Source organism: Nocardia sp. NPDC005746 (assembly GCF_040630785.1).
Taxonomy (GTDB): Bacteria; Actinomycetota; Actinomycetes; order Mycobacteriales; family Mycobacteriaceae; genus Nocardia.
Window position 1 is genome coordinate 228,782 of record NZ_JBEXYE010000006.1, and the last position, 17,325, is coordinate 246,106.

General features: G+C 68.4%; 14 protein-coding genes. 8 read left to right on the forward strand and 6 right to left on the reverse strand.

Going from position 1 to position 17,325, the window contains the following annotated elements:
* Positions 1-39 precede the first annotated feature (39 nt).
* The gene (locus ABZ412_RS14200; RefSeq protein WP_357280473.1) at positions 40-618 is read right to left on the reverse strand and encodes a hypothetical protein; all 579 of its coding nucleotides are present in this window, start codon (positions 616-618) and stop codon (positions 40-42) included.
* A 224-nt stretch (positions 619-842) separates the two neighbouring features.
* Here ABZ412_RS14200 and ABZ412_RS14205 point away from each other — a divergent pair, with 224 nt between their 5' ends.
* Positions 843-1,238, forward strand: coding sequence for a VOC family protein (locus tag ABZ412_RS14205; RefSeq protein ID WP_357280476.1), 396 nt, complete (start codon positions 843-845; stop codon positions 1,236-1,238).
* Positions 1,239-1,248: 10 nt separating this feature from the next.
* Here ABZ412_RS14205 and ABZ412_RS14210 read toward each other — a convergent pair whose 3' ends face one another.
* A complete protein-coding gene (locus ABZ412_RS14210) occupies positions 1,249-2,457 on the reverse strand; it encodes an FAD-dependent monooxygenase (RefSeq protein WP_357280479.1) in 1,209 nt (402 codons plus the stop codon).
* A 93-nt stretch (positions 2,458-2,550) separates the two neighbouring features.
* Between ABZ412_RS14210 and ABZ412_RS14215 the strand changes: the two genes are divergently transcribed.
* Together ABZ412_RS14215 and ABZ412_RS14220 are read left to right on the forward strand one after the other, a co-directional pair.
* The gene (locus ABZ412_RS14215; protein ID WP_357280481.1) at positions 2,551-3,315 is read left to right on the forward strand and encodes a TetR family transcriptional regulator; all 765 of its coding nucleotides are present in this window, start codon (positions 2,551-2,553) and stop codon (positions 3,313-3,315) included.
* Between the two features lie 444 nt (positions 3,316-3,759).
* The gene (locus ABZ412_RS14220; protein WP_357280484.1) at positions 3,760-5,352 is read left to right on the forward strand and encodes a glycosyltransferase family 39 protein; all 1,593 of its coding nucleotides are present in this window, start codon (positions 3,760-3,762) and stop codon (positions 5,350-5,352) included.
* A 30-nt stretch (positions 5,353-5,382) separates the two neighbouring features.
* Here ABZ412_RS14220 and rsmA read toward each other — a convergent pair whose 3' ends face one another.
* Positions 5,383-6,264, reverse strand: a complete 882-nt coding sequence (gene rsmA / locus ABZ412_RS14225; protein WP_357280487.1) for a 16S rRNA (adenine(1518)-N(6)/adenine(1519)-N(6))-dimethyltransferase RsmA — start codon at positions 6,262-6,264, stop codon at positions 5,383-5,385.
* Positions 6,265-6,502: 238 nt separating this feature from the next.
* Between rsmA and ABZ412_RS14230 the strand changes: the two genes are divergently transcribed.
* Positions 6,503-8,011 (forward strand): alpha/beta fold hydrolase, encoded by a 1,509-nt coding sequence (locus ABZ412_RS14230; protein WP_357280490.1) that lies wholly within the window; start codon positions 6,503-6,505, stop codon positions 8,009-8,011.
* A gap of 25 nt (positions 8,012-8,036) precedes the next feature.
* Here the strand turns inward: ABZ412_RS14230 and ABZ412_RS14235 are convergent, their stop codons facing one another.
* Positions 8,037-9,194: an alpha/beta fold hydrolase gene (locus tag ABZ412_RS14235; protein WP_357280492.1), complete on the reverse strand. Its 1,158-nt coding sequence runs from the start codon at positions 9,192-9,194 to the stop codon at positions 8,037-8,039.
* 162 nt (positions 9,195-9,356) lie between these two features.
* Between ABZ412_RS14235 and ABZ412_RS14240 the strand changes: the two genes are divergently transcribed.
* The 3 genes from ABZ412_RS14240 (at position 9,357) to ABZ412_RS14250 (ending at position 13,148) form a co-directional block, all read left to right on the forward strand.
* On the forward strand, positions 9,357-10,124 hold the full coding sequence (locus ABZ412_RS14240) for an SDR family NAD(P)-dependent oxidoreductase (protein WP_357280495.1): 768 nt from the start codon (positions 9,357-9,359) through the stop codon (positions 10,122-10,124).
* Between the two features lie 112 nt (positions 10,125-10,236).
* Positions 10,237-11,553 carry a serine hydrolase domain-containing protein gene (locus ABZ412_RS14245; protein WP_357280497.1) on the forward strand — a complete coding sequence of 439 codons (1,317 nt, stop codon included), beginning with the start codon at positions 10,237-10,239 and terminating at the stop codon, positions 11,551-11,553.
* Positions 11,532-13,148 carry an FAD-dependent monooxygenase gene (locus ABZ412_RS14250; protein ID WP_357280500.1) on the forward strand — a complete coding sequence of 539 codons (1,617 nt, stop codon included), beginning with the start codon at positions 11,532-11,534 and terminating at the stop codon, positions 13,146-13,148. Before ABZ412_RS14245 ends, ABZ412_RS14250 begins: the two co-directional genes overlap by 22 nt.
* Before the next feature lie 147 nt (positions 13,149-13,295).
* On the opposite strand, the gene ABZ412_RS14255 is transcribed toward ABZ412_RS14250, so the two are convergent.
* Both ABZ412_RS14255 and ABZ412_RS14260 read right to left on the reverse strand, forming a co-directional pair.
* Positions 13,296-14,423 (reverse strand): transglycosylase family protein, encoded by a 1,128-nt coding sequence (locus ABZ412_RS14255; protein WP_357280503.1) that lies wholly within the window; start codon positions 14,421-14,423, stop codon positions 13,296-13,298.
* Between the two features lie 298 nt (positions 14,424-14,721).
* Entirely contained in the window at positions 14,722-15,549 is an 828-nt protein-coding gene (locus ABZ412_RS14260) for a TatD family hydrolase (protein ID WP_357280505.1), read from the reverse strand.
* A 54-nt stretch (positions 15,550-15,603) separates the two neighbouring features.
* Here ABZ412_RS14260 and metG point away from each other — a divergent pair, with 54 nt between their 5' ends.
* Positions 15,604-17,160, forward strand: a complete 1,557-nt coding sequence (gene metG, locus ABZ412_RS14265; protein WP_357280507.1) for a methionine--tRNA ligase — start codon at positions 15,604-15,606, stop codon at positions 17,158-17,160.
* The last annotated feature ends 165 nt before the right edge of the window (positions 17,161-17,325 follow it).

The window sequence follows — 17,325 nt, forward strand, 5'->3', positions numbered from 1 at the left end:
CACCCGGCCATCAAACCACAGGGCCGCGCCGGTCGCCGATCAGTCGAGGTCGTCGAAGGTTTCGATATCGGCGCGGAACGACCCCCCGTCGGCGGGCGCGATCAGGACGACGAAGTCGGGGAGGGCGGTGGCGGTGGCGTCGCCCTTGTCGTCCGTCGCGCCGGGTTCCGCCTCCCAGTCCAGGAGGTGGACGGTTACGGCATACGAGCCTGCCGGAAGGTCGATTTCGGTCGGCTTCATGTCGGCCACCGTCGACTCTTCCTCATCGAACGAGCCGACCTCCTCGATGCCGCTGATCTTGGCGACGCCCGTGGACACGAACAGATACGGCTCGGAGGAGTTCTGCGCGTACTGCCGCTCGCGCTCGGTGAGCTCGCCCGCCGCGTCCCGCCGCACCAGCACTCCGAATCTCCCGTCGGACAGGATGTTCAGCGGCACCAGCCGACCGGCGCGGATGTGCTCGATGATCGGTTCGTCATCCAGCAGCTCCACTTCCCAGCTGTCGTAATCGACGACGTGGGTGAACGCGGCCGGATCCCACAGCGCGAGCATCCCCGAACCGGTGACCGCGGTGAACACGCGCTCGCTCGACACATCGACCGACAATCTCGAAGTCATGTCCGTCAGCATGGCAGGGCTCACCGACAGAACGCGATATCGCCCACTACCGCAAGGGAATTGGCCGACGGGCACGCACCGGATGGCGACGCCGCCCATCCGGCCATCGACGCCGACGCCCTCGCTCCCCTCCGCCGGCTGTCCCTCCGATGGCAATTCGGCCCGATCTGGATGTCCCGGGCCGATTGCGGCGATCGGTGGAGAACATCGCGTAGATTCCGACCATGCCCCTGGGACACCTCGGCGTCAATGTCACCGATCTCGCTGCGGCACGACAGTATTACGACCAGCTGATGCCGCTGATCGGCTACGACGCACTGCTGGCCGACGATACGCAGTTCGCCTACTGGCCCGCGGACGGCAAGGTCGGCACCTATCTGTTCTTCTACCCGGCCCCGGAGCCGGGCTACTCCCCCGGGCGCGCCGGACTTCAGCATCTCGCGTTCATGGTCCCCACCCGCGCGGACGTCGACCGCGTCCACGACTGGGCCTCAGGTCGTGGCGACGAGATCATCCACGCGCCACAGTCCTTCCCGCAGTATCCGCCGCCGTACTACGCCACGTTCTGGCGGGGGTACGACGGCGTCATGCTGGAAGCGGTGTGCCACAAGGACCGGTGAGCCGGGCTTTTCACCGGGCCGGATCGGCTACGGACTCGTAGTCGGGGAGCCGGTCGGTGGCCTGCGGGGACATGATGCGCTCCATGCCGGACATCGACTCGAGCAGCGGCAGGCGGGTGACGGTGTTGCGCACGGCCATTCCCAGCCGGGTCTTCGGCACCATCAGCCGAAGGTTGGGCCCGACCTGTTGTTTGCGGGTGATCAGCGGACGGTGCGACCGCTCGTACCGGTCGAAGGCGATGCGGTGGTCACCGGCGGCGGCCGCCAGCTCCCCGGCGAGCCGGTAGGCCCCGATCAGGGCGATCTCCGCGCCCGCCCCCGAGACCGGTGAGGCACAGTGGGCCGCGTCGCCGACGAGGACGACCCGCCCGCTGGACCACGAGTCCATGCGGACCTGACCGAGCGCGTCGATGTAGGCGTCCGGGTCGGCGAGGACGCCCGCCAGCAATTCCGGTACGTGCCAGTCGTTCTCGTCGCCGAACTCGGCCGAGAGCAGGGCGCGGGCCGCTTGCTGATCGCGCAGGTCGATGTCGCGTCGGGGGCTGCGGACCATGAAGTAGGCCTTGGCCTGCGGGTGGTTGCCCGATCGGTAGACGCCGGTCATCCGGCCGGGGGTGTTGAACATGGTGACCCACCGGTCGGGACCCAGCTCCGCGTCGGCATTGCCGAAGGCGAAGTAGTGATCCATGAAACGCACGTAGTCCGACTCCGGCCCGAAGGCCAGTTTGCGGACCGTGGAGTGCAGGCCGTCCGCGCCGACCACCAGGTCGAAGCGGCGGGCGGGTCCGTGCGCGAAGGTGACGGTCACGCCGTCGTCGTCCTGATCCAGCGCCGTGATGGCGTCGTCGAAGAGGTATTCGACTGTGCCGGTGGTGATGTCGTGCAGAATCCGCACCAGGTCGCCGCGCATGATCTCCACCTCGGCGCTGCCGTTCTCGTTCTTGATGCCCTCGATGTCGATGCGGGAGATCTCGCGGCCGTCGGCTCGGACGAACCGCATGCCGACGACATCGGCCGCCGCCGCGCGCACCCGCGGCATGATGCCCATCTTCTCGACGACCTCGATCGCCTGGTCGCGAATGTCCACGCCCTGGCCGCCGGTCCGCAGCCGCGGCGCCCGCTCGACCACGGTCGGCCGGAACCCGTGGCGGGCGAGCCAATACGCCAGGGCCTGCCCCGCGATCCCGGCGCCGGAAATCAGAATTCGCTTGTTCGACATGATGACCACCCCTATCTCAAAAATACTGACCAACGGTCAGTCTCGACTGTAGGTCACTGACCGTTGGTCAGTCAACGGGTAGGGTGCTGGGGCATGACCGACGACTCACGGGCCCGCATCCTGCGCACCGCGCTCGCACTGTTCGTCGAGCGCGGGTATCACGCGGTGTCGGTGCGGGAGATCGCCGAGCAGGTCGGCCTGACGAAAACCGCCGTGCTCTACCACTTCCCGAGCAAGAGCGACATCGTCGCCGCCCTGGTCGAGCCCTTGCTGGCCGAGACCGAGGCCCTGCTCGAATCGGTCCGGAGCCTCCCGGATTCGACCGAGCGGCGGTGGGCCGTGATGGAGGGACTCATCGACACCTGGCTGCGGCACGCGCGGGTGCTGCGGATACAGCTGCACGACGAGGCGCTGTCCGCCGACAACGCGACCTACGCCCGGCTGCGCGACATCGCGCTGGCCGCCCAGGACGTGATCGCCGGACCGGAGGCCGACTTCGCCGAGCGGGTGCGGGCCACGCAGGTGTACGCCGCGCTCAGCGACCCGGTGGTCATCTTCGCCGACCATCCCGAGCCGGAGCTGCGCGCCGCGATTCTCGCGGGCGCGCAACAACTCCTGAACACGCCGCCACCCCGGCGCACCGCCACCTCCACCCGAGCGCCCGAGACGCCGCGCCGCCGTCCGGCCCGGGGCCGTCCGGGCGCGATGACCTCGGCGATGGTGGCCTCCGCCCAGCGCATGCGGGATTCGGGCGACCACACCGTCGACGAGATCGCCGCCGAGCTGGGCGTGTCCCGCGCGACCGTCTATCGGTATCTCGCCACACCCACCAGCGACGGCTCCGAGACGGCAACGTGAGACATTTTTGAGACACACTCGCGATTCCGGGCGGCGAGATCGCGCCGCCCACAGGCGGACCCGAATGGCGCAACTGTGACATGTCCCATTTGAGACAAATCCAACCGGGATGAGCGCGGTCACTTTCGCGCGATCAGCGGGCGCGTACCGGTGGCGGGAACCCGCGAGAGCACCGGTTCGGCAGCGGCGTTTACGGTGTTCAGCGGCCGTTCACAGGGGTAGCTGGAGGGGTGCTGAGAACTGTTCGACAGGGCCTGTCGAGACGCCGCCAGGAGGGGGCGAACCCGGGTGCCGGGAGGCGAGTTGCTGCGGAGGGGGCGGCAAGCCCCTGAAAGTTCGGGGCGACTGCAAGGGGGGTTTGCGGATATTCTGCTGCGTGATCGACGCCCGGCCTTGCCGACTTTCGGTTTCGCCGGGCGTTTTTGTGTTCCCTGGGAGGGCATAGTGTCAACCACCGAAGTGGCGCCGGAGCCGGTCGCCGTCGAACCGGCCGCCGAACGGCGGGTGCATCCGTTCGCGTGGAAGGGCGTCCTGGCGGTCTCGCTGGGGTTCGCCGCCGTGCTCGGCCTCCCCGCGGCTCGGATCAATTACTTCGGCGACGAGCTGTACTTCTTGGCGGCCGGGCGCCGGCTCGCGTGGGCCTACCCGGATCAGGGTCCGCTGGCGCCGTTCGTGGCGCACGTGATGGATCTGATCGCGCCGGGTTCGGTGCTGGCGCTGCGCATTCCGGCCCTGCTGCTGATGGCCGCCGCGGCGGTCGTCGCGGCCGCCACCGCGCGGGAGCTGGGCGCGAGCGCGCGCTATCAGGTGCTGGCCGCGACGGCGTACGCGGTGTCGCCGCTGGCGTTCAACCAGATGCAGCTGATCACGCTGACCTTCGACATTCCCCTGCAGGCGGCCATCATCTGGCTGCTCATCCGCTGGGTGCGCACACGGCAGGACTACCTGCTGATCGTCGCGGGCGTGGCCGCCGCGCTGGCGTTCCAGGCGAAGTGGATGATGCCCGGCGTGTGGGCGCTGCTCGGCCTGGGCGTGCTGATCGCGGGCCCGCGCGAATTGCTGCGCCGCCCGGCGCTGTACGTCGGGACCGCGATCCTGACGCTGTCGATGGTCCCCGGCATCGTGTGGCAGGTGCAGCACGGCTGGGTGGAATCGCAGATGACCGAGATCATCGCCCAGGAGCAGTACGCCGCCAATACCGGTCCACTGATCTGCGCGATCGAGATCGCCGTCCAGTGCGGCCTGCTCGGCGGCCTGCTCAGCATCTTCGGCCTGTGGGGCCTCACTCGGCTGGAGGCGTTGCGCCCCTACCGTTTCGCGCTGATCGCGGGCCTGGGCCTGCTGATCATCGTCCTGGTGGAGAACGGCCGCTCCTACTACGTGGCGGGCTTCTGGCCCGCCCTGGTCGGCGCGGGTGCGTTCGCGTTGAGCACGGTCGAGGCGCGACAGCAGATCAGCAAGTGGGTCAATGCCGTGGCGGTGCTGTCGGCGGTCATGTTCACGGCGTGGATGGCATCGATCCCGGTCCCCTACAGCTGGGAGTGGGCGCGCGACTTCACCGGCATCGACAAGCCGATCACCGACCAGGCCCAGTACTGGCAGCGTGAATCGCTCACCGGCCCGGCCGGCTACGAGACCTTCACCAAGGCGGTCGCCGACGCGGTGGCCGGACTGCCGGAGGCCGAGCGCGACAACACCGCCGTGGTCGCCGCCGCCTACGTGCAGGCCAGTGCGCTGGAGGAATTCGGCCGCGACTACAACCTGCCGCCGGTGTTCAGCCCGAACCGCGGCTTCGGCTACTTCGGCCCGCCGTCGGACTCCTACCGCACCATCGTCTACCTGTCCGTGGACGGCGTGGGTGACAAGGACTTCCTGGCCCAGTTCAACTCCACCACCGAGGTCACCAAGATCAACGACCCGAACGGCCTGCCCGGCCTGGAGCGCCTGATGACCGTCTACGTGTGCCGCGAACCCAAGCACCCGTGGGCCGACGTGTGGCCGGGCCTGCAGACCCTCACCTTCCCCAGCGGAATCTGAGAGTCCACGGACTCGGCCGGCTGCGGGGAGTCAGCCTTGTTGAGCCAGACGAACGAAAGCGGCGGTATCGAGCGTCTCACCGCGCGCGGTGGGCGCGATACCGGCCGCGGTGAGACGGTTCTCGGCCTCCGCGGCCGTGCCCGCCCAGCCCGCGAGGGCCGCGCGCAGGGTCTTGCGGCGCTGCGCGAAGGCCGCGTCGACCACCGCGAACACCCGCTGCCGGAAGGCGTCGTCCTGCGGCCAGGGCGCGTCGTCGAACCGGTCGATGCGGACCAGCCCGGATTCCACCTGCGGCACCGGCCAGAAGATCTGGCGGCCAACGGTTCCAGCGCGCCGCACGGTGCCGTAGAAGCCCGCCTTCACGCTGGGCACGCCGTAGATGCGCCCGCCCGGCGTGGCCGCCAGCCGATCCGCGACCTCGAGCTGCACCATGACCAGCGTGGTCCGGATGCTCGGGAATTCGGCCAGCAGGTGCAGCAGCACCGGCACCGCGACGTTGTAGGGCAGGTTGGCGACCAGCGCGGTCGGCTCGGCGGGCAGGTCGGCGTGGGTGACCTTCATGGCGTCCATGGGCACGACGGTGAGCCGGTCCGCGAGTTCGGGAGCGCGCGCCCCGACGGTCTGCGGCAGATGCGTGGCCAGCGTCGGATCGATCTCGACGGCGATGACGCGATCCACCACGTCGAGCAGGGCGAGGGTCAGCGATCCGAGCCCGGGCCCGACTTCGAGCACGGTGTCTCCGCGTGTCACGCCGGCGGTGGCGACGATGCGGCGCATCGTATTGGCATCGTGGACGAAATTCTGCCCCAACTGCTTGGTCGGGCGGACCCCGAATCGCTCGGCGAGCTCACGCACTTCGGCGGGGCCCAGCAGGGCGGCTTTTCCACGACCGGCGACTTCGGGTTCGGACATTCTGGAAAACCTATCAAGCTGGGCGGATCACTCGCGCCGACACCCCAGTCAGGACACGGTCGGCGCGGCGAAGATGCGGTCGGTGAGCCCGCCGAGGCCGGCGCCGCGGTCATCCGCCACAGCGCCGCTACGGCGTGGCGGACGCGCGCGTCGGACCAAAAACCCCATCACTCAGGGCTTTTCGCCCCACGCCCGGGTAGCGTCGCCACCCGGCAACCACGACCTTGGAGGACAGTGCATGCCCGCTCGGCGGATTCGACGGTTCGTTCTGGGCGCGACGCTGGTGACCGCGGCCGCCACCCTGCCCGCGGGCCCGGTGCACGCGGAAGCGCCCATCGCGCCGGATCGCTTCACGCATCAGACGCTGAACTGGCAGGCCTGCAATGACAAGATCCTGGACAAGGCGGGCGCGCAGTGCGCGGGCGTGGTCGTCCCGCTCGACTACGCCGATCCCGGCGGCCGCACGCTGACCCTGGGCATCTCCCGGGTCCAGGCCACCGATCCGGAGCGCCGTCGCGGCATCCTGCTGACCAATCCGGGTGGTCCGGGCGGCCAGGGCCTGCGCATGCCCGCCAACTACCTGACGAACCTGTCCGATGACGTGCGCGCCCAGTACGACATCATCGGCATGGACCCGCGCGGCATCGGCCGTTCCGACAAGGTCAACTGCACGATTCCGATTCCCACCATTCTGTTCTCGGCGGGCTTCGACGTCCTCGGCTTCGCCCGCGACGCCACGGTGGCCGCGGCCATGGCGAGCGCCTGCGTGGCCACCGACCCCGGCAAGATCCGCCACATCACCACCCGCAACACCGCCCGCGACATGGATGTCATCCGGAGCGTGCTGGGCGAGCAGAAGATCAACTTCTTCGGCGCCTCCTACGGCACCTACCTGGGCGCGGTCTACACCCAGCTGTTCGGCGACCGCGTCGACCGCATGGTCCTCGACTCCCCCATCGACCCGGACCGCTACTACATCGGCCTCTACCAGGACATGGGCGCGATCAACGAGTGGGCGCTCGACGACTGGGCGGCCTGGGCGGCCCGCCACGACGACCTCTACCACTTCGGCACCACCCCCGAGGCGGTGCGCGGCTGGGTCGAGGATCTGATCCGCCGGTCCGCGGGCCACGAGATCTACGGCAGCGGCTTCCTCGTCGACGAGCACACCATCCCGATGATTCTGGTTGCGCTGCTGCCCAATCCACAGTTCAACCCGAACCTCGCCGAGATCCTCACCATGGTGGCCAGCGGCGTCGCGGGCGGCCCGATCGACATGGACGCCCTGCAGGCCAAGATCTTCTCGGTGGTGCCGCTGGACGCCGCCGCCATGGCCGCCATCATGTGCGGCGACAAGGCCGCGCCGCGCGATCCCGCCTGGTACTACAAGAACGTCGAAGCCACCCGGGCGTCGCAGCCGGTGTTCGGCGCGTTCGCCAACAACATCACCGCCTGCGCCTTCTGGCCGGACCCGGTGGAGCGGCCCACCGAGATCGGCAACGACACCCCGGTGCTGATGCTGGCCAATGTCCACGACACCCGCACCGCCTATTCCGAGGGCCTGGCGCTGCACGCGAAGCTCCCGAAGTCACGACTGATCACCCTGGCGGACACCAGAATTCACGCGTCGTTCCGCGACGATCTGAGCCCGTGCGTGAACGATGCCGTGAACACCTACCTGGCCACCGGCGTCCGCCCGGACGCGGACATCACCTGCGCGCCCGACTACAACTGGTTCCCGAAGTAGCCGGTCCGGGCCCGACGGCCTCGGCTCAGGGCAGGGTGGGGGTGGACAGGATGCGATCGGTGAAGGCGCCGATCGCATCCCACATGGCCGGGTTCAGCTGGGTGTGGCTGCCGGTGCCGACCACGGTGGAGAAGTCGACCCCGTTGGCGGCGAACTGCGCGGCCAGCGCGGCGTGCAGTGGGGAGGGCACGGTGGTGTCGGTCGCGTTGACCAGCAACAGGATCGGCGCGTCGTAGCCGTTGACCGGCACGGTCATGTACTGGTTCATGGCGGTCTGGAACGCGGGATCGTTGAGCGGCCGCGACAGCATGTCGCCGATGCCCATGCCCTCGACCTTCTTCATGATGTCGGGGAGGCACAGGCTCTGCGACTCGTCGAGCGCCTGGCGGCCGCGCTCGGTGAGGAAGCTGTCGACGTTCGCCTCCGGGTGGGTGGCGCGCAGGCCGGCCAGCATGCTGACCACGAAACCGTTGACCGCGGTTCCGGCCTGGCCCGGGATCTCCGGCACCCACGGGCCGACCAACGGGGTGATCTTCTCCAGATCCGATTCCGGGTCGACGGTGATGGTGCCGCGGAAGTCCAGATCCGGTGCGGTGGCGGCCTGCAGGTGCGCGGTGCCCAGCGCCGCCTGGCCGCCCTGTGAGAAGCCGGCGACCGCCCAGCTGCGCGACAGCGAGGGGTTCAGTGCGCGAGCGGCTTTCAGCAGGTCGATGGTCGAGCCGGCCTCGGTGCCGATCTCGAGGTACGGGTGCGGGCCGGTGTCGAAGCGGCCCAGGCCGAGGTAGTCGGGGGCGACCACGGCGAAGCCCTTGTTCACCAGGTACTGCAGGAACTTGTCCTCGGCGACCCGGGTGATGTGGGTGGTGTCGGTCTGACCGCCGCAGCCCGGTCCCATGCCGGAGGTGCCGTGGTCGTAGGCCATGATCGGCCAGCCGCCCTCGGGCGCGGGGCCGGGCGGAACGAACAGCGTGCCACTGGCTTTCACCGGTTCGCCGTTGGAGCGGGTGGTCCAGTAGTCGATGAAGGTGCCGCCGGACAGGCCACGGAAGCCGTCCCGTGCGGGCGTGGTGGCGAAGGCGGTGCCGGGATCGGCCTGTGCCGGAGCGCCCGGGATCACCAGCAGGGCGCCGGCCGCCGCGAGAGCCGCCGTGCACGCACGAGTACGCCAACCAACCGAACGCATGAATCCTCCATCAGGTCCCGACCCCAATTGCCCAAACACATACGGCGAAGGAGTTTATCGACTGGACTGTCGTTCAAATATGTGAACACTCTGGCAAATAGCCGGAGAGTATCCGGTGCACACCCCATTGACGCGCTTTGAAACTTGTTCTAATTTCTCGCCATGTCGAGCAGATACGAAGGTCGTCGAGTCATTGTCACCGGAGCGGGATCGGGCATCGGTCAGGGCGTGGCCCTGCGCCTGCTCGCCGAGGGGGCCCGGCTGGTCGCCGCGGATGTGAACGAGGCCGGACTGGCCGCCACCGTCGAGGCCGCCCCCGCCGCGCAGCGCGAACGCCTGCGCACCCTCACCATCGACATCGCGGACCAGGAGTCGGTCCGCGCGGTCACCGCCGAGGCCCTCGAATTCCTCGGCGGCCTGGACGTTCTGGTCAATGCCGCGGGCATCCTGCGCGCCGCGCACACCCACGAGATGCCGCTCGAGGACTGGAACAAGGTCATCTCGGTCAATCTGACCGGCACCTTCCTGATGATCCGGTCCGCCCTGCCCGCGCTCATCGAATCCGGCCGCGGCGTGATCGTGAACTTCTCCTCCACCTCGGCGTTCGGGTCCAACCCGTACATGGCGGCGTACTCCGCGTCCAAGGCGGGCGTGAACGCGCTGACCCACTCCATCGCGCTCGAATACGTGAAGAAGGGCCTGCGCGCGGTCAATATCGTGCCCGGTGGCATCAGCTCCGGCATCACCTCCGGGCTGGCGCTGCCCGCCGACGCAGACTGGTCGCTCATGGCGCGGCTGCCCGGCTGGATCGAGGGTGGCGCGCTGGGCAAGCCGGAGGACATCGCGGGCGTGGTCGCCATGGCCGCCTCCGACGACGGCCGCTACATGACCGGCACCGAGCTGCGGGTCGACGGCGGCGCGCTGATGTAGCGGACCCGATTTCAATCAGGACCAATCGGTACGGAGTTAGGCTGGCAAGCACTTCCTAGCCACGAACATCGGACCCGGACGGAGAGTCATGGGAAACCGGCGGAGTTTCGGAGTGCTTGTCGCCACCGTGGGCTTGTCGGTGGCGGTGGGATGCGAGTCCTCGAAGGACTCGGGTGGATCGAAAGAATCCACCAGCGGTTCCCCGGACTCGAATGGATCCAAGGAACCGGCGTACGCCGCGAAGCTGCGCCCGATCATCACGAAATTGATGAAGGACAATGTCATTCCGGGCGCGGTCATCATGATCACCTCGCCCAAGGAAGGGAACTGGAAGGCCGCCTTCGGGACCGGGACCGTCGGCGAGGACGACCCGATCCGGGTGGACGACCATTTCCGGATCGGCAGCAATACCAAGACCATGACCGTCACGGTCGTCATGCAGCTCGCCCAGGAGGGCAAGCTCTCCCTCGACGATCCGATCGACAAGCATTGGCCGGGGGTGCCCAACGGCGACAAGATCACCCTCGCTCAGCTCGCCGAAATGCGCAGCGGCCTCTACAACTACACCTTCGACCGCGACCTGAGCATCGAGCTCGACAAGGACCCGCAGAAGGTGTGGACCCCCGAGGAGCTGCTGGCCATCGCCTTCGCGCACCCGGTCCGATTCCCGCCGGGCGAGAAGTTCGAATACAGCAACACCAACACCATCCTGCTCGGTCTGGTCATCGAGAAGGTCGCGAAGATGCCCTTGGCGGATGCCTTGCGCCAGCGCATCTTCGAGCCGCTCGGGCTGAAGAACACCTCGTTCCCGGCGGTGACCGACTCCTCGATCCCGGATCCGCACCCGCAGGGCTACACCTTCGGCACCATGGTCTCCACCATCGACACCTACGCCCTGCCCCCGGACCAGCGGGCGGCGGCGCTGGCGGGCACCCTGCAACCGAACAACTCGACCACCTCGAGCCCCTCCTGGGCCTGGGCCGCGGGGGCCGCGATCTCGACGGTGGAGGACATGACTACCTTCACCAAGGCGCTCGTCGAGGGCAAGCTGCTCGACGCCAAGTTCCAGAAGATGCGGATGGACAGCATCCAGCCTATCAACCCGGACCTTCCGGCATTGGCGGGATACGGCCTGGGCCTGGTGCGATTCGGTGAACACCAATTCGGGCACGACGGCCAGCTCCCGGGCTTCATGAGTTACATGGCGTCGGACCCGGATTCCGGGCTCACCATCGTGGTCGCCACCAACCTGGCGGCGGTGCCCTCCGGCGATGGATCGGCCCTGGTGCTGGTGAAGGCCATGCTGCCGACCTTCTACGGCGCCAACGTCCTGTCCGGACCCGATCCGGCACAACGTGATAGCGCTACGAGCACCTCCGCACCCGCCTCGCCGACCGAGTCGACGCCGTGGACGACGACACCGCGGTAATCATCGCCGGAGCCGGACCCGTCGGCCTGACCGCGGCCATCGAACTGCGCCGCCGGGGCGTACCGTGCCGGATCCTCGACCCGCTGCTCGAGCCACCGCAGTACGCGAAGGCCGTCGGCATCCAGCCGCGCGCGCTGGAGGTGTTCGAGCAGATGGGCGTGGTGCGGGAAATCCTCGACGCCGCAATACCGTTGCGCGGGCAACTCGCCTACGTCAACGGCGAACCGGACGGGCGGATGGAGCTGACGCTGCCGCCGGACGTGCCGTACGGATTCGTCGGGCTGCCGCAGTACGAGACCGAGCGAATCCTGCGGGACCGGCTGACCGGACTCGGCGGCGTCATCGAACGCGGCACGCGGGTAACGGCTTTCGAGCAGGACGCCGACGGGGTCACGGTCACGTCGGAGAACGGGAGCGGCGCCACGACCACGCGCGCGGAGTATCTCGTCGGCTGCGACGGCGCGCACAGCACGGTCCGCAAGGCGCTGGGATTGTCGTTCGAAGGGGGCGCGTTCGCCGAGCAGTACATGCTCGGCGATGTGGAACTCGGCTGGAACATGCCGCGCGGCTACAACATTCGCGCCGGCCACCGGACCGACGGCGTCGTCGACGACGTGCTGGTCTGCATCCCGCTGCCCGGACTGCACCGGTACCGCATCTCGATGCTGCTGCCCGACGGCCACTCGGGCGAGCAGGCCGGCGACGGCATCGAACACGGCTTCGCCACCGGATGGACGCCCGAGATATCAGACCTGCAAGCGGTCATCGACCGGCTCGCCCCCGAACCGGCGCGGGTCTCGCATCTGCGCTGGTCCTCGGTCTTCCGGATCAGCCACCGGATCGTCGACTCCTACGGTCACGGCAGGGTTTTCGTGGCGGGCGACGCCGCCCACATCCACCCGCCCACCGGGGCGCAGGGGATGAATACCGGCATCCAGGACGCCCACAACCTGGCATGGAAACTGGCGCTGGCGGTCCGCGGCGACGCCTCCCTCGCCCTGCTCGGCTCCTACGACGCCGAACGCCGACCGGTCGGTGAGGAGGTGGTCGGCCGCACGGTCCGCAGCGCCCGCGAAGGCATCGGCGCGGACTCCACCGACCCGGAATTCGTGCTGCGCCGGGAGGCCCAGCTGCTCATCGACTACGCCGGCAGCCCGATCGTGGCGGCCTCACCCGCCGACGAACCCGCCCCGCGCGCCGGGGCCCGCGCCCCCGACGCCCGCGGCCTCACCCGCGCCGCCGTCGCCTTCGAGCTCCGGCTGCTCCCGCTGCTCGACGGGATCCGCCACACCCTGCTGCTGTACGCGGACGACACCACCGCCGAATCCGACCTGCGCGCGCTGGAAGAGGTGGCCACCACCGCGATCGCCGCCGCGCACTGCCACCTGAACGTCTACCTGATCGCCACCCCCGAGGCCGCGGCGGACGCGACCATCCTGCCGCTGATCCGCGACACCGCAGGCGAATTCGCGCACGCCTACCGGGCGGCGCGGCGCTCGGCCTTCGTCATCCGCCCCGACGGCTACCTCGGCTACGCCCGGCGCGCGGCCGCCACCGCGGACCTCGTGACCTACCTCGCATCGACTTTCCGCTGACCGGGCCCGAGGCCGACGCCCCGCGGGGAAGATCTTCGGTAACAGCCCGATTCGTGGAACCGACATTCCCGGCGAGAGTCCACTGTCCGCACTCGCGGGACAGCCGTTCGACCCGATGTGGCTGTCCGGGCCGATGAGGGGTCTGGACTAGCTGATTCCCAGCCGCGACGTACACGCGGGCCACGCACCCCAGCCCTGGCGGGCGCGGGTCACCTCGGCGATGGCGATCTGCTCCTCGCGGGTGGCCATATCGGCGCGAGGCGCGTAACGGGTGCCACCCTGCCGTTCCCAGGTGCTCTGGTCGAACTGGATGCCGCCGAAATAGCCGTTGCCCGTATTGATCGCCCAGTTGCCGCCGGATTCACAGCTGGCCAGGGCGTCCCAGGTACGGCCGTCCTTGACCTCCGGGACCTCGGTGCCGGGCTTGGCGCCGCGGCGCACGGTCTTGGGCTGCGCGGGGACGATCACGGTGGAATTGATCGGATCCTTGCCCGCCTCTTGGCCGTTCACGATGGAGACCGCGAAAGTCACGTCCTGCGTACCCGGTACGCCCGCATTCTCGACGATCGTGCGGCTCATATTGAGCGACTGATCCTCGATGGTGTTCTCCGGCGGATCCAGCGGCACCCGCTCGGTGCGGTTCTGCACGATCTTGCGGGTGACGGTGATCTTCATGCCCTCGGTGAGCGGAGTGTTCGCGGCCGGGACCACGAAATCCTGATTCACCAGCGGGCGGCCCTGCACCTGGAGCAGTTCCCCGACGGTCGGCGCGGCCAGCCGGACCAGGGCGGGGGCGAAACCGTTGTCGCTCAGCTCGACCGTGCGCGGGTTGGTGATCAGCAGCTGCGCGCCCACCAGCGGCAGCGGCGTCGGGCGCGCGGGCGAGGTGTAGACGTCGCCGGGCAGATTCAGCTTCACCACGGCCTCGGCCACGGTGAGCGCGGTGGTCCACGCCTTGGACGGGGTGCCGTCCACGATCAGCGAGACCTCGCGGGCGCGGTTCAGCGTGATGGTGGAACCGTCGCTGATGCGCGCACCCGCCGACGGGGACACGTCGTCGCGGCCGGAGATGCCGTAGCCGGCATCCGCCAGCGCGCCGCGCACATCGCCGCGCATGGTGGACACGACGAAATTCTTGCCGTCGACGACGAAGGTCACCTGTTTCTTGCTCATGATGGCGACGCCCGCGCCGACGATGAGCGTGACGAGCATCGCCGCGATCGCCCCGTACAACATCGGGGAACGCGACGAGTTGATCTTCGCCAAAGCGTGCATCGGAAATCCCGGCATGGTCACAATACGATAACGAGGGGGTCAGTGAATCACAACCACTCGCGGTGGTACTGCGGGAACGACGGTCACGACCCGATATCGAACCGCAGGTGAATCACGATCGCGGCAGATCTTAGTGAGCCAAGCCACACCGGTTCAACTCGTACCGAGGGCAACGCGGGACTGGCGCGAAAACGAAAAAAGGTGCGGCGGCCGCGTTTCCGCGGCCCCCTCGAATCCCGTGGACGCGGTGCGTCAGATCGCGTGGACGCGGCGCGTCAGATCCCGTAGACGCGGCGCGTCAGATCCCGTAGACGCGGCGCGCGTTCGCCGTGGTGATCTTGGCCAGCTGCACCGGATCCTGCTCCCGCAGTTCCGCCAGCGCGCGCAGCGTGTACGGCAGCATGTAGGACTCGTTCGGCGCGCCCCGGAACGGATGCGGCGTCAAGAACGGCGCATCGGTCTCCACCAGAATCAGTTCGTCCGGAACCAGTTTCGCGGCCTCCCGCAATTCGTGCGCATTCTTGAAACTGACCGTGCCCGAGAAACTCAGCACGAAGCCCTCTTCCACGCACGCCATCGCCATGTTCGTGTCCGAGGAGAAGCAGTGGAAGATCACCTCGTCCGGCGCACCCTCGTCGATCAGCACGGCCAGCAGGTCGTGATCGGCCTCGCGGTTGTGGATCATGAGCGGCTTGCCCAGCCGTTTGGCCAGGTCGATGTGCCAGCGGAAGCCCTCGACCTGCTCCTCGATATCGGCGCAGCCCTCCAGCTTGCCCGGCCAGTAGTAGTCCAGGCCGGTCTCTCCGACCGCGACCACGCGCGGATCGGCGGCCAGCTGCTCCAGCTCGGCCTTGGCGGCGTCGTCGAGATGGTTGGCGCGGGTCGGGTGCAGCGCGACCGCGGCGTACACGCGATCGTCCCAGTTGGCGGCGCGTACCGCGAAGCGGGCGGCCTCCAGGTCGTCGGCGACCGTCACCAGTTCCCGGACGCCCACCGCACGGGCCCGGTCCACCAGCGCCGCAACCGATTCCGGATCGGTGGCCCCGCAGGCGTCGATGTGGGTGTGCGCGTCGATCAGCGGCGACAGCGGCTCCGGCGGCTCGGGCGCAGGTCGGCGGCTACTCATGGACGGGGATATTCACGCGAGCGACGTAGGACACGCAGATAGAGTAGACACACCATGAGCGCATCCGATCGCCCCGCCTTTTACGTCACCACGGCCATCGCGTACCCGAACGGCGCACCCCACATCGGGCACGCCTACGAGTACATCTCCTCCGATGCCCTGGCCCGCTTCAAACGGCTGGACGGCTTCGATGTGTTCTACATGACCGGCACCGACGAGCACGGCCAGAAGGTGCAGCAGGCCGCCAAGGCCGCCGGTCTCTCGGAGCAGGAGTACGCCTCGCGCAACTCCGACGTCTTCGAGAACATGGACAAGGCGCTCGACATCTCCTTCGACCGCTTCATCCGCACCACCGACGAGGACCACCTCGCCGCGTCGGTCGCGATCTGGGAGCAGATGGTCGCCGCGGGCGATATCTACCTCGACACCTACGCCGGCTGGTACTCGGTGCGCGACGAGGCGTTCTACACCGAGGAGGAGACCACCGTCCTCGAGGACGGCACCCGCATCTCCACCGACACCAAGACCCCGGTGGAGTGGACCGAGGAGTCGAACTACTTCTTCCGCCTGTCCAAGTACCAGGACAAGCTGCTCGAACTGTACGAGACGCAGCCGGAGTTCATCGCGCCCGCGACGCGGCGCAACGAGATCGTCTCGTACGTGAAGGCCGGCCTGAAGGATCTGTCGATCTCGCGCACCACCTTCGACTGGGGCGTTCCGGTGCCCGGGCATCCCGATCACGTCATGTACGTGTGGGTGGACGCGCTCACCAACTACCTCACCGGCGCGGGCTACCCCGACACCTCCTCGAGTTCGTTCCAGAAGTACTGGCCCGCGGATCTGCACATCATCGGCAAGGACATCTCGCGATTCCACACCGTGTACTGGCCCGCGTTCCTGATGAGCGCCGGAATCGCGCTGCCGAAGCGGGTTTTCGTGCACGGCTTCGTCAACTACAAGGGCGAGAAGATGTCCAAGTCGGTCGGCAATGTGGTCGACCCGATGGAGCTGGTCGACACCTTCGGCCTGGACGCCGTCCGCTTCTTCCTGCTGCGGGAGATCTCCTACGGCCAGGACGGCTCCTACAGCGAAGAGGCGATCATCGGCCGGATCAACTCCGACCTGGCCAACGAGTACGGCAACCTGGCCCAGCGCTGCCTGAAGATGGTCGGCCGCGACTTCGCCGGTGTGGTCCCCACCCCCGGTGACTTCACCGCGGACGACAAGGCCCTGCTGGACCGCGCCAACGGCCTGCTCGAGAAGGTCCGCGCCGAATTCGACCAGCAGCAGATCCATCTCGGCCTGGAACAGCTGTGGCTCACCCTCGGCGAGACCAACCGCTACTTCTCCGCCCAGGCCCCCTGGACCCTGGCCAAGGCCGGCACCCCCGAGGACACCGCCCGCGAAGGCACCATCCTCTACGTGACCATGGAAGTCCTGCGCATCGTCTCGATCCTGGTCCAGCCGGTGATCCCCGCGTCGGCGGGCAAGATCCTCGACCTGCTGGCCGCCCCCGACCGCACCTTCGCCGACGTCTCCACCCCGCTGGTCCCGGGCACGGCTCTCCCCGAGCCCGAAGTCGTCTTCCCGAAGTACGTGACCCCCAAGTAATACGAGATCCGGTGCCGCCCGCCCCCCTTCGGCGGGCGGTCACCGAGTCGTCACACCCGTATCCACCACGGGTGGAGATTCCCCTCCGAACTCCACCAGCACCGGAACGGGAATGCCGCGCGAAAACGCGAAACTGCCCGATCCGAAGCACGGGCTCGGACCGGG

What these genes read in the sequence shown, in the direction of transcription:
- ABZ412_RS14205 (WP_357280476.1), top strand. Translation starts at nt 843, where the DNA reads ATGCCCCTGGGACACCTCGGCGTCAATGTCACCGATCTCGCTGCGGCA.
- ABZ412_RS14200 (WP_357280473.1), bottom strand. Translation starts at nt 618, where the DNA reads ATGACTTCGAGATTGTCGGTCGATGTGTCGAGCGAGCGCGTGTTCACC.
- ABZ412_RS14260 (WP_357280505.1), bottom strand. Translation starts at nt 15,549, where the DNA reads ATGAGTAGCCGCCGACCTGCGCCCGAGCCGCCGGAGCCGCTGTCGCCG.
- ABZ412_RS14215 (WP_357280481.1), top strand. Translation starts at nt 2,551, where the DNA reads ATGACCGACGACTCACGGGCCCGCATCCTGCGCACCGCGCTCGCACTG.
- ABZ412_RS14210 (WP_357280479.1), bottom strand. Translation starts at nt 2,457, where the DNA reads ATGTCGAACAAGCGAATTCTGATTTCCGGCGCCGGGATCGCGGGGCAG.
- ABZ412_RS14230 (WP_357280490.1), top strand. Translation starts at nt 6,503, where the DNA reads ATGCCCGCTCGGCGGATTCGACGGTTCGTTCTGGGCGCGACGCTGGTG.
- rsmA (WP_357280487.1), bottom strand. Translation starts at nt 6,264, where the DNA reads ATGTCCGAACCCGAAGTCGCCGGTCGTGGAAAAGCCGCCCTGCTGGGC.
- ABZ412_RS14240 (WP_357280495.1), top strand. Translation starts at nt 9,357, where the DNA reads ATGTCGAGCAGATACGAAGGTCGTCGAGTCATTGTCACCGGAGCGGGA.
- ABZ412_RS14255 (WP_357280503.1), bottom strand. Translation starts at nt 14,423, where the DNA reads ATGCACGCTTTGGCGAAGATCAACTCGTCGCGTTCCCCGATGTTGTAC.
- metG (WP_357280507.1), top strand. Translation starts at nt 15,604, where the DNA reads ATGAGCGCATCCGATCGCCCCGCCTTTTACGTCACCACGGCCATCGCG.
- ABZ412_RS14235 (WP_357280492.1), bottom strand. Translation starts at nt 9,194, where the DNA reads ATGCGTTCGGTTGGTTGGCGTACTCGTGCGTGCACGGCGGCTCTCGCG.